The sequence below is a fragment of the Mesorhizobium sp. P3_B5 genome, assembly GCF_056402815.1.
In genome coordinates this window covers 168,937-180,501 of record NZ_JBFUGR010000001.1, presented here as the reverse complement: position 1 = coordinate 180,501, position 11,565 = coordinate 168,937, and the positions used below count along the sequence as shown (strand labels likewise).

14 protein-coding genes are annotated in these 11,565 nt (G+C 63.7%); 3 read left to right on the top strand and 11 right to left on the bottom strand.

The features are described from left to right. Nucleotides 1–5: 5 nt before the first annotated feature. The 11 genes from AC1DVW_RS00855 to AC1DVW_RS00805 form a co-directional block, all read right to left on the bottom strand. Nucleotides 6–680 (bottom strand): response regulator transcription factor, encoded by a 675-nt coding sequence (locus AC1DVW_RS00855; protein WP_477272431.1) that lies wholly within the window; start codon nucleotides 678–680, stop codon nucleotides 6–8. 297 nt (nucleotides 681–977) lie between these two features. After that, nucleotides 978–2,528, bottom strand: coding sequence for a Do family serine endopeptidase (locus tag AC1DVW_RS00850; RefSeq protein WP_477272061.1), 1,551 nt, complete (start codon nucleotides 2,526–2,528; stop codon nucleotides 978–980). A 131-nt stretch (nucleotides 2,529–2,659) separates the two neighbouring features. Then, a complete protein-coding gene (locus AC1DVW_RS00845) occupies nucleotides 2,660–3,127 on the bottom strand; it encodes a cytochrome c-type biogenesis protein (protein WP_477320715.1) in 468 nt (155 codons plus the stop codon). Further along, a complete protein-coding gene (locus AC1DVW_RS00840) occupies nucleotides 3,124–5,106 on the bottom strand; it encodes a heme lyase CcmF/NrfE family subunit (RefSeq protein WP_477320714.1) in 1,983 nt (660 codons plus the stop codon). Before AC1DVW_RS00840 ends, AC1DVW_RS00845 begins: the two co-directional genes overlap by 4 nt. A gap of 11 nt (nucleotides 5,107–5,117) precedes the next feature. Next, complete coding sequence (gene ccmE, locus AC1DVW_RS00835) at nucleotides 5,118–5,561, bottom strand: cytochrome c maturation protein CcmE (protein WP_477243805.1); 444 nt, start codon at nucleotides 5,559–5,561, stop codon at nucleotides 5,118–5,120. A gap of 3 nt (nucleotides 5,562–5,564) precedes the next feature. After that, a complete protein-coding gene (ccmI, locus tag AC1DVW_RS00830; RefSeq protein ID WP_477320713.1) occupies nucleotides 5,565–6,704 on the bottom strand; it encodes a c-type cytochrome biogenesis protein CcmI in 1,140 nt (379 codons plus the stop codon). A gap of 183 nt (nucleotides 6,705–6,887) precedes the next feature. Then, on the bottom strand, nucleotides 6,888–7,334 hold the full coding sequence (locus AC1DVW_RS00825) for a hypothetical protein (RefSeq protein ID WP_477320712.1): 447 nt from the start codon (nucleotides 7,332–7,334) through the stop codon (nucleotides 6,888–6,890). 130 nt (nucleotides 7,335–7,464) lie between these two features. Then, nucleotides 7,465–8,841: an ATP-binding protein gene (locus AC1DVW_RS00820; protein WP_477243800.1), complete on the bottom strand. Its 1,377-nt coding sequence runs from the start codon at nucleotides 8,839–8,841 to the stop codon at nucleotides 7,465–7,467. A 46-nt stretch (nucleotides 8,842–8,887) separates the two neighbouring features. Beyond that, nucleotides 8,888–9,553: a response regulator transcription factor gene (locus AC1DVW_RS00815; protein ID WP_015318627.1), complete on the bottom strand. Its 666-nt coding sequence runs from the start codon at nucleotides 9,551–9,553 to the stop codon at nucleotides 8,888–8,890. A gap of 107 nt (nucleotides 9,554–9,660) precedes the next feature. Beyond that, nucleotides 9,661–9,960 (bottom strand): hypothetical protein, encoded by a 300-nt coding sequence (locus tag AC1DVW_RS00810; protein WP_477272048.1) that lies wholly within the window; start codon nucleotides 9,958–9,960, stop codon nucleotides 9,661–9,663. Between the two features lie 173 nt (nucleotides 9,961–10,133). Further along, entirely contained in the window at nucleotides 10,134–10,541 is a 408-nt protein-coding gene (locus AC1DVW_RS00805; protein WP_477272046.1) for a DUF3168 domain-containing protein, read from the bottom strand. Nucleotides 10,542–10,775: 234 nt separating this feature from the next. On the opposite strand from AC1DVW_RS00805, the gene AC1DVW_RS00800 reads away from it, so the two are divergent. The 3 genes from AC1DVW_RS00800 to AC1DVW_RS00790 all read left to right on the top strand — a co-directional run bounded on the left by AC1DVW_RS00800 (nucleotide 10,776) and on the right by AC1DVW_RS00790 (nucleotide 11,519). After that, nucleotides 10,776–10,988 carry a hypothetical protein gene (locus tag AC1DVW_RS00800; protein ID WP_477243793.1) on the top strand — a complete coding sequence of 71 codons (213 nt, stop codon included), beginning with the start codon at nucleotides 10,776–10,778 and terminating at the stop codon, nucleotides 10,986–10,988. A 46-nt stretch (nucleotides 10,989–11,034) separates the two neighbouring features. Next, on the top strand, nucleotides 11,035–11,226 hold the full coding sequence (locus tag AC1DVW_RS00795; RefSeq protein WP_477320711.1) for a hypothetical protein: 192 nt from the start codon (nucleotides 11,035–11,037) through the stop codon (nucleotides 11,224–11,226). Nucleotides 11,227–11,294: 68 nt separating this feature from the next. Beyond that, complete coding sequence (locus AC1DVW_RS00790; RefSeq protein WP_477272042.1) at nucleotides 11,295–11,519, top strand: DUF6500 family protein; 225 nt, start codon at nucleotides 11,295–11,297, stop codon at nucleotides 11,517–11,519. Nucleotides 11,520–11,565: the final 46 nt, after the last annotated feature.

Below are 11,565 nucleotides of genomic sequence, written 5' to 3'. Positions count from 1 at the left end.
GGGCTTTAGCCGCCCTTCAGCATATAGCCGGCGCCGCGAATCGTATGCAGGATCGGCTTGTCGAAGCCCTTTTCGATCTTGCCGCGCAGCCGCGAGATGTGAACATCGATGACATTGGTCTGCGGATCGAAATGATAATCCCAGACATTTTCGAGCAGCATGGTGCGCGTCACCACCTGGCCGGCGTGACGCATCAGATATTCGAGCAGCCGGAACTCGCGCGGTTGCAGCGTGATCTCGGATGCCGCGCGGCGAACCGAATGCGACAGGCGGTCGAGTTCGAGATCGCCGACCCGGTACATGGTTTCGGCTTCCTTGGCGCTGGCGCGACGGTTCAGCACCTCGACGCGGGCGAGCAGTTCGGAGAAGGCATAGGGTTTGGTCAGATAATCGTCGCCGCCGGCACGCAGACCGGTTACGCGGTCGTCGACCTCGCCGAGTGCCGACAGGATCAGCACCGGCGTCGTGTTGCCCCTGGAGCGCAGGCCGGCGATGACCGACAGGCCGTCGCGGCGCGGCATCATCCGGTCGATGACCATCACGTCATAGTCGCCGGCGTCGGCGAGCGCGAAGCCGGTTTCGCCGTCGCCGGCGACATGCGCCGTGTGCCCGGCCTCGCCAAAGGCTTTCTGCAGGTAGTCGGCCGCCTCGCGATCGTCTTCTATGACGAGAATCTTCATGGAGACGTTATACGCGATTTCGCTGGAAGATTGAGTGGCCGGCATATGCATTGTGGCCTTCACTGAATGTTGCCCCAAGACGCTACACACTTTGGGCGACATGCTTCTTTGTCGTGGGCAAAAACCGCTTCGCACTTTTGAGCGACATCATGAGGTAATGCGGCAGCGGGCGATGGGAGGCCCGCTGCCGCCGGAGCGGAACACGATGACTGACTAACGCATTCGGGCTCCATGCTTTCCCATGCGGCGGCTCGGGGGTGTTTGAAACCGCCGCACGGGAAAAGTCGAAACGGCCGGTCAGCCCTTGGCGACAGGCAGCGCGACGAAGCGATTGCTGTCGTCGTGGGTGATCTGCATCAGCACCGCCTTGCGGCCGGACTTGACCGCATCGGCCATCGCCTTGGTGACGTCCTCGGTGCCGTTTACCTCCATCGAATTGACCGAGGTGATGACGTCGCCGGGCTGGATGCCACGATCGGCGGCATCGCTGTCGGGATCGACATCGGTCACCACCAGCCCCTTGCCGTTTTCCGACTTGGTGACGGTGAGTCCGAGATCGGCCAAAGTGTCGGCCTTCGCCGGAGCCGCCGGCTGGTCGGCCGATGCCTGCTTGTCGCTCGACGGCAGCTTGCCGAGATCGATTTTGATCGACTGGCTCTTGCCGTCACGCCACACCGTGACGTCGACCGGCTTGCCGGGCGAATAGGCGCCGATCAAGCGAGCGAGTTCCTTCGGCGAATCGACGTCCTTGCCGTCCACCTGGGTGATGACGTCGCCAGCGGTGATGCCGGCCTTCTTGCCGGGGCCGCCGTCCTGGGCGCTGGAAACCAGCGCACCCTTGTCGGACTTCAGACCGAGCGATTCGGCGATGTCGGAAGTGACCGGCTGAATCTCGACGCCGAGCCAGCCGCGTTCGACGCTGCCGCTCTTCATCAAATCCTGCACGACCGTCTTGGCGGTCGAGGCGGGAATGTCGAAGGCGATGCCGACGCTGCCGCCCGAGGGCGAGAAGATCGCGGTGTTGATGCCGACGACCTGGCCGTTAAGGTTGAAGGTCGGGCCACCCGAATTGCCGCGGTTGACCGAGGCGTCGATCTGCAGGAAGTCGTCATAAGGGCCGGCGCCGATATCGCGGCCACGGGCCGAGACGATGCCGGCGGTGACGGTGCCGCCAAGGCCGAACGGATTGCCGACGGCCACCACCCAGTCGCCGACGCGAACCTTGGAATCATCGGCGAAGTCGACATAGGTGAACTTGCCGTCGCCATCGACCTTGAGCACGGCCAGATCGGTGCGCGGGTCGGTGCCGATCAGCTTGGCATCAAGCTCCTTGCCGTCATTCATCACCACGGTGAAGGACGAACCTTCCTCGACGACGTGGTTGTTGGTGACGAGGTAGCCGTCATCGGAGATGAAGAAGCCCGAGCCCTGTGCGACCGGCCGCGGCTGATCGTTGTTGCGGTCGCGGTGGCCGAAGCGGCGGATGCCGTCCTGGCCCTGGCCATTCTGGTCGCCGAAACCGCGGAATTGCCTGAAGAATTGGCGCAGTTGCGGATTGTCGGGAAGATTGTTCATGCCGTCCTGACCGTCGGACTGGTCGGAGCCGTCATCGGCGGCCGGCTCGATCTTGGCCTTGACTTTGACGCTGACGACAGCCGGCGAAACGCGCTCGACGACATCGGCGAAGCCCGGCACCTGCGGCGCCTCGACCCGCACGGCGTCGGCCAGAACGGGAGCGGTTCCGGTGGTGACGGCGCCAAAGCCGATGGCGCCGGCAATGGCCAGCGACGCGGCAGCAGCCATCAAGCGCTTGCGGGTGCGGGAATATGAATTGGGGGCAATATTCATGGGTCTCGTATCCTCTTTCAAGGGATGCTCTTCGATGGGCATCCTCGGGTGAAGAGAAATAGAGTGGCGTACATTACGGCGCCATTTCCGGTGCATGAAACTTTTGTAATGTTGGCAGGCGCCGGCCGCTGTCAGTCGCGGCGCAGAATACTATCCAGCGCCGCCTGTTCCTCGATGCTCAACGCCTTGGTTGCCAGCGATCGGCGCGAGCGCGCGGTCAGCACGATGAAGATCCCGCCGACCAACAGCAGGACGACAGGCGTACCCCACAGCAAGGCATTGCGCATGCTGAAGCGCGGCTTCAGCAGCACGAACTCGCCATAGCGCGAGACGACATAGTCCATCACCTGCTGGTCGGTGTCGCCAGCGACGAGGCGCTGGCGCACCAGGATGCGCAGGTCACGCGCCAGGTCGGCATCGGATTCGTCGATCGACTGGTTCTGGCAGACCATGCAGCGCAGGCCTTCGGACAGCAAGCGCGCCCTCGCCTCCAGAGCCGGATCTGCGAGAACCTCATCCGGCTTGACCGCCTGGGCGACGCCGGCAAACAGCAGCGCCAACAACAGGACAAGCGAGGCCAGCGAAAGTCGGGCTGTCATGGCAGGCTCGCCGATGCCGCAAGCTTGCGGCGGCGCGAGGGCGCGCCGACACGCAGCCGGCGGTCGAGCAGCGACATCGCCGCGCCTGCCATCATCAACAGGCCGCCGCCCCAGATCAGCGTCACCAGCGGTTTCCACCACAGGCGCACGACGACGGAGCCGTCGGTGCCCTCGTCGCCAAGCGACAGATAGAGCTGGCTGAACCAGATCGTCTTGATGCCGGACTCGGTCGTCGTCATCTGACGCACCGGGTAGAAGCGCTTGGCCGAGGTGATTTCGGCCGCGCTGACGCCGTCGGCGCCGAGCAGCACGAAGCGGCCGCGATCCTCGCTGTAATTGGGTCCTTGCGCCGGATAGAGCCCTTCGAAGCGCAGCGTGTGGCCCGACAATTCGACGGTTTCGCCGGCATGCATCGACAGGATCTTCTCGGTGCCGAAGCACAGCGTGCCGACGATGCCGAGCGTCGTCAGCCCGAGCCCGAGATGGGCGAGCGTGGTGCCGAAGACCGAGCGCGGCAGGCCGGCGAAGCGCCGCAGCATGATGCCGGGCGCGACACTGCCAAAGCCGGATTTGACGGCGAGATCGGTGAGCGCGCCGCAGATCAGCCAGAAGGCAAGGCCGGCGCCAAGGGCGGCGAACACCGACGCACCATCGATGAACAGCCCCGTCACCAGCACGGCCAGAAAGGCCGCGGCGAAAGCCGCCATCAGGCGCTGGGCGACGGCGAGAATATCACCGCGCTTCCAGGCGAGCAGCGGCCCGAAGGGAACCATGACCAGCAGCGGCACCATCAGCGGACCGAAGGTCAGATTGAAGAACGGAGCGCCGACCGAGATCTTGTCGGCCGAAAGGGCTTCGACGGCCAGCGGATAGAGCGTGCCGATCAGCACGGTCGCCGCGGCCGTGGTCAGGAACAGATTGTTGAGGACCAGTGCACCTTCACGCGAGATCGGGTGGAACAGGCCGCCGGCCGTCAGCCGCGAGGCGCGCAAGGCAAACAGCGCCAGCGAGCCACCGATGAACAGCGTCAGGATGCAAAGGATGAAGACGCCGCGCGTCGGATCGGTGGCGAAGGCATGCACCGAGGTCAGCACGCCGGAGCGCACCAGGAAGGTGCCGAGCAGCGACAGCGAGAAGGTTAGTATCGCCAGCAGCAGTGTCCAGATCTTCAGCGCGGAGCGCTTTTCCATGACGATCGCCGAATGCAGCAGTGCGGTGCCCGCCAGCCACGGCATGAAGGAGGCGTTCTCGACCGGATCCCAGAACCAGAAGCCGCCCCAGCCGAGCTCGTAATAGGCCCAGTAGGAGCCCATGGCGATGCCGCCGGTGAGGAACATCCAGGCGACCAATGTCCATGGCCGCACCCAGCGCGCCCATGACGCATCGATGCGGCCCTCAATGAGAGCGGCGACCGAGAAGGAGAAGCAGATCGAGAAGCCGACATAGCCGAGATAGAGCAGCGGCGGATGGATGGCGAGGCCGAGATCCTGCAGGATCGGGTTGAGATCGCGGCCCTCGATGGGCGCCGGATTGAGCCTGATGAACGGATTGGACGTGGTCAGGATGAACAGGAAGAAGGTGGCGCCGATCGCGCCTTGCACGGCCAGCACGTTGGCCCGCAGCGATGCCGGAAGATTGGAACCGAATACGGCGACCAGCGCGCCGAAGAAGGTCAGGATCAGCACCCAGAGCAGCATCGAGCCTTCATGGTTGCCCCAGGTGCCGGTGATCTTGTAGATCAGCGGCTGCAGCGAATGCGAATTTTCCCACACACTCGCCACCGAAAAATCGGAGCTTGCATAGGCTGTCGCCAGTGCGGCGAAGGACAGCGCGGTCAGGGCAAAGCCGGTCACCGCCGCCGGACCGCCGACAGCCATCATCTTCTGGTTGTCGGTGCGGGCGCCAAACAGCGGCACCAGCGTCTGCACCAGCGACAGCGCGAACGCGAGAACCAGCGCGAAATGCCCGGTTTCAACCATGATGGTTTTCGCTATTCACTTTTGCTCTCCTGCCACACGCCCTTGGCCTTGAGGCCGTCGGCCACTTCCTTGGGCATGTAGTTTTCGTCATGCTTGGCAAGCACGCTGTCGGCGACAAAGGTGCCGTCCGGGCCGAAGGCGCCTTCGGTGATGACGCCCTGCTCTTCCCGGAACAGGTCGGGCAGGATGCCGGTATAGGTGACCTTGACCGACTTCTGCTTGTCGGTGACGGAAAAGGCGACGGTCGCACCCTGGCCACGCTCGATCGTGCCCTTTTCGACGAGGCCGCCTAGCCTGATGCGCTGTCCCGGCTGCAGGCTGGCAGTGGTAAGGTCGGCGGGCATGTAGAAATAGGAGGCCTTCTGGCCGAGCGCATAGAAGGTGAGACCGGTGGCGGCACCGAGAAACGCCAGCCCACCGGCGATCACCGACAGTCGTTTCTGTTTGCGCGTCATGATCTACTCCGTCGCCGTCACGCCGAGTGAAGCGGCAAAGGCGGTGAATTTCTTCGCTTCGTCACTGTCCGCGCCAAAGACGGCGATACCGCGATTGAGCGCGTCGCGTGCCTGGTCGGCCTTGCCCAGCACGACATAGGAACGAACGAGCTTCATCCATCCTTCCGCGTCGCGCGGATTTTGCTTCAGTTTCTCGTCGAGGCCGGCAACCATGGTGTTGATCATCGCCTCCCTGTCCTGCGGCGACATCGACGAAGCGGCATCGACATCCGCGGCGTCAGGGCCCTTCGCCGGCTGTCCGGACGCCACGGCACGATTGCCGGATTCCACCAGGGCCTGCTGCACCGCGCCGCGCCATGGCGAGTCCGGCGGCAGCGTGGCGAGCATGGTTTGCCAGGCCGCAATGGCCTTGTCGGTCTGGCCTTCCTGCGCCAGCGCCATCGCCAGATAGAAGGACGCCTTCGGATTTGCCGGATCGAGCTTCAGCGCCGCCTCGAAAGCGGTTTGTGCCTCCGCCGAGACGATGCCGCCGGCGGCGTTGGCGATCGCCTCGCCGAGACCGGCCTGACGGGCGGCGCTGTCGCCATCGAGGCGAATGGCATTGCGATAGGCCGTCACTGCGTCGGCAAACCGCTGCATGCGCAGATAGACCGGGGCCAGCACGTCCCAGCCGCGGCCATCCGCAGGGTTGGCGGCAAGGTGCGCCTCGGCGCGCGCCACCAGTTCGTCCACCGAACTGTCGGCGGGGTTTTTGGCCAGCCGCTCACTGAGCGGTTGCGACGGCAGATCGGGCGAGCCGAGCTGGCTGTAGAGTCCCCAGCTGACCAGGGGAACCACCAATACTGCAGCGGTTGCGACCAGACGTGTTGCCCTTGACGGCTGCCGCGTCACCGCCTTGTCGGCCGGGCCGGCACTGTCCAGGCGAAGGATGCGGCGGGCGATTTCGGCGCGCGCCTCTTCGGCTTCCGCCGGCTGGATCAGGCCGCGCGCCGCGTCGCGGTCAAGCTCGTCCAATTGGTCGCGATAGACTTCCAGATCGTGATCGCTGCCGGTCGAAGCACCCTTGGCGCCGCCGGCCAGCGGCAGCAGCACCGCCAGGCTTGCGCCCAGCGTGAGGATTGCGGCTATGACCCAGAACAGCATGTCTCATCCAATAGCGGCAGCGCCCTGCCCTGCCAACACAGGCGTCCTGCGACGCTTTGACGACAGGCGCGCCGCATGTCCTTGATCGATATCAACCGGACCGGGTCAGTATCCGGCCCGATCTTTGTTTTATGCATGTCGTTGTCCCAAAACCGCTGCGCGCCTTTGGGCGACATGCATTGATCAAGTCAGCGGCGTCCAGCTGCCATCGGCGTTGCGGCAGGCGGTTCCGCGCGCGGTGGCGCCGGCGGTGCCGGTAAAGACGGTATGCGTATACTGCCGGCAGTCCTGCGAACCAACGCGATAGGGCTGGGCGGCGACGACTTCGCCGTAATGGGCGGTCCGGTCGCTCTTCCACGTCACCTTCTGGCCGCTCGCCGTATATTCAAGCGCCTTATATTCCGCCTCCAGCGCACTGCGCTTTTCGGCGTCGCTGAGGCCAGAGCCGATCGATCCGCCGACCAGGCCGCCGGCCATGGCCGAGATGATCGTCGCCGTGACCTTGGCGCCGGACGGAGGGTTCGTCGCCGGCGGCTCGGTGACCGTGATGTCCGGGCCACCGCCCTTGCCCAGCGTCCCGCAGCCGGAAACGGCGAGCAGTGCGGAAAGGAGCGCGACGCGAATCTTCATGCCAACAACCGGTTTTCTTGAGTTAGAGCCTGCTGTGGATGAGCCGGGGGCCGCGTCATCGGAAAGCTGATGTGGCCATAGTATTGATATTTGTCGGAAATTTGGCTGCACGCAGCCGCTTGGAAAAGTATCACTGAAGGCTCCGCAATCGAACCACCGCCTTCAACCCGCCCATGACGGACCGTTCCAGCGCCAGAACGCCTCCATACTCGTTGACGAGGTCGGCGACAATGGCAAGTCCCAACCCCGTCCCCGGCTTTGTCTCGTCGAGGCGCCGGCCACGCTTCAGCGCCTCGCGCGCTTTGTCTTCGGGAATGCCCGGACCGTCATCGTCGATATCGATCTCGAACAGGTTTGCCGCGCCGTCCTTGCCGGCGACCGGCCTGACGGTGATAGCGACGGCGCTTTTTGCCCATTTCATTGCGTTTTCGAGCAGATTGCCGAGCAATTCCTCCAGATCCTCGCGCTCGCCGGCAAAGACGATGTCGGAGGCCGGCAAGGACAGCGAGAGGCTGGTCTGTGGATTGAGCTTTTGCAGGACGCGCACCATGCGCTGGACCAGGGGCGCCACCGGCGTGCGGTAGACGACGCTGTCGCGCTGCGCGGCGACACGGGCCCGCTGCAGATAGTGGTCGACCTGTTTTTGCATAGAGGCCGCCTGTTCGGCGATGAGCTGGCCCTTGGCGCCGCCGAGTGCCCGGCCCTCATTGATGAGCACCGCCAGCGGCGTCTTCAGCGAATGGGCAAGATTGCCGACCTGTGTGCGCGAGCGCTCGACGATGCGCTTGTTGTTCTCGATCAACGCGTTGGTTTCGTTGGCGAGCGGTTCGATCTCGGCCGGGAAGCGGCCGTCGAGCCTTTGCGCCGTACCTTCGCGCACCATGGCGAGCGCGTTGCGGACCCGGCGCAATGGCTGCAGGCCAAGCAGGATGGCGATGGCGTTGATGGCGATCATGCCGACGCCGAATAGGGAGAGATAGGTCAACAGACGGCGCTGGAAGCTGCCGATCTCCTGTTCAAGCTCGCTCTGGTTGCCCATGACGCGGAAGCGCGCCGCACGGTTTTTCGAATCGAGGACGAATTCGCTCTCAAACACTTCCACCGCCTCGCCCTTGATGCCTTCGCTCGCATAGCTGCGCTGGAAGCTGGCATTGAAGGGGACTTCGGCGATGCTTGGCGATGGGATGGTCTTGGTCATCGAGGACGAATGCAGGTCGCCATGCACGCCCTCCGAGGCCGGTTCCACCGACCAGTACCAGCCTGAATTCGGTTCCGAGAAACGGAGATCGCCAAGGTCGGGGGCGCCGGTCAGCTGCCCGCCTTCGGAGACACCGACGGAGCCGATCAGGTTGAACAGATGCGCCGAAAGCAGGCTGTCGAAACCACGCTCGCTGGCCTGGCGATAGAGCGTGGTGATGAGGGTGAAGATGACGACAAGCGTCAGGATCGCCCAGACCGTGGAAAAGGCGATGACGCGAAACGCCAGCGAACGCGGCCAGAACCGCACTGAAAGCGCTTTTGAGGCGGCCAGCTTTGTAGGAAGAGGTTCCGCCTTACGCCTCCGGTTCGCGCATGCGATAGCCCATGCCACGCACGGTTTCGATCATGTCGATGCCCATTTTCTTGCGAAGCCGGCCCACGAAAACCTCGATAGTGTTGGAATCGCGGTCGAAATCCTGGTCGTAGAGATGCTCGACCAGCTCGGTGCGCGAGACCACCTCGCCCATGTGATGCATCAGATAGGCAAGCAGGCGGAACTCGTGCGAGGTCAGCTTCAGCGGCACGCCGTTGACGTCGGCCTTGGAAGCCTTGGTGTCGAGGCGCAGCGGCCCGCAGGTCAATTCAGATGAGGCATGGCCGGCGGCGCGCCGGATCAGCGCCCTGACCCTGGCCAACACCTCTTCGATATGGAACGGCTTGGTGACGTAGTCGTCGGCGCCGGCGTCGATGCCGGAGACCTTGTCGCTCCAGCGATCGCGCGCCGTCAGGATCAGTACCGGCATCTTGCGGCCGCCGCGACGCCAGCGCTCGACGACGCTGATGCCGTCCATCTGCGGCAGGCCGATGTCGAGCACGACGGCGTCATAGGGTTCGGTGTCGCCAAGAAAATGCCCTTCCTCGCCGTCAAAGGCGCGGTCGACGACATAACCGGCGTCGACCAGCGCATCCGATATCTGCCGGTTGAGATCCTTGTCATCTTCGACCACGAGTACGCGCATGCGGGGATCGATACCTGTTGAAGAGTTGGCCTGTTGAAGCGTCGGGCTCAGATATAGGCCGATTCCAGCAGCCTGGGAAACGGAGGCCAGTAGGATGGAAGATCGGGTCAGTTCTGCGGAACGATGATTTCGGAACGGCGCGGGCGCTGTCCGTCCTTGCCCGGGACAAGCACGACGATGACGCAGACCGGCTGGCCGCCGCGCGTCGACTGCGACGCCTTGGCCAGCGTGCCACCGCTCTGCTCGGCAACCTGCTGGCCGATCGCGTAGCAGTCGGACGCGGCCAATACGATCGGCTGGACCTGCGCGGGCATGGCGACCTGCATCGCGGTCGCCTGCGACGCAAACAGTCCGGCCGCGCAAAGCGCCAGTGTCGCGGTTCGGAGATGGGAGCGAAGCGTTGTCATGGTCAACGTTGTAACGCATCGGTGCTGAACGTGAAATGAACGGTGAAGGCTACTGAAAACATGCCCGCCACACCCCTTGCAACTCGAGACATTCAACCTGAGATTTCACCGCCCAACCCGGTGAAACCGGCGTAAGTCCAGTCTAGACTCCGTTTCACCGATATTGAAAGCGCTCAGGCGTCTTCCCGCGTGATGGCGCGAAAGCGCAGCAGCCCATGATGGACGGCCAGATCCTCGTCATAACGGGCCTCGGCGAACTCCAGCGACAGCCGTGTCTGGCCACGCGGGCCGATGACCAGCGCCGCGTCGGCGAGGCGCGCCTTGATGCGGTCCATGATGGCAAGCGTCTCGGCTTCGCCATGGGCCTTTGACCAAACATGCAGTGTCACCAGCTGATCGGCGTTGTTATCGGCGCCAGTGTCCCAATCAAAAGCGCTGGTCAGGCCGCAGGTCACGTAGGGAAAGGCGACGTTGTCGGTTGCCTGCTCAAGCAGGCCGGCGCCAGCCAACAGCGCCGACAGCGGCGCATCGCTTTTCAATCTCTGGAACAAGGCCTGCTGCAAATCGCCGGGCGCCGTCATTCGTCATTCCCCTCGCCCTTCGCAGTTGAACAGGCTGCGCACCCGTCAACGCTTTCTCGTTCCAGCCTAACCGCGCTGATGTTCCGGCGCTAGATCACGCCGGTCGTCATGTGCGGCCCTTGGCGGCAGCGGCGCCCCTTACGGCCAAGCTGGTTTTTATTTGGTATGCAAGGTGTTTGAAAAACGGTGCTATGACGGCGCTTGGTCTTCTCCAAAACAGTCGAGGTCATTTTCGTGCGCGAGCCATCGGTGCTGCCTGTCTTCGGAAGACTCGGGGTCAAGGCGCCGGTCGTGATTGCCGCGCCGACCGCGTCGAAGGGACTGGAGAAGACGATGACCAGCCTGCGGGCGGCCCTGTCTGCACATGGTGGCCTGGTTTTGAAGCTGTCCGTGGTGGTCTGGACAGTCGTTGTGCTGGCGGCGGTGTTCTTCATCACCAAGGCCTGACACCAGCGCGTCGGTCGCTCGAACGTGGCAATCAAAGGACGTCAGCATGGCAAACCGCTACGCACTGCGCATGGAGCAGCCTGGCAGCTGGACCATTTTCGATATTTTCACCGGCCAGCCCGTCGAGCTCAAGCACCAGGTGATGGTCGGCATGAACATGCGTGACGCCGAGGCGACGGTCGACCGGCTGAATAGCCGAGACGTCAAGCGGCGGGCGAAAGCAGACCGCGGGACCTGATCGTAACCCGGGCGGATTACCGCGGAAGGGTGCGCATCGGCTGAATGTTCTACAGACAGGGGGTTGCCGTGAGACCGAGCCTGAAACAGAAGGTCCTGGACGTCTGCGACCGCAAGATCGCGGAGAAAGGCGCCGGCGTCAGCCTGTCGTTCTATGCGTTCTTTGCAAACAGGAATGACGACCCCGAACTTCTCATGGAAGCTGCGGAATGGTGGATCAGAACCCACCGGCTCGACCATTTTGAAAGGGCCGTGAAGATACGGGCCATGGTCGAGGAGATGGACGCCGGCTGATCCTAGATTTCATACACGTCGTTATCCCAAAAACGCTGCGCAGTTT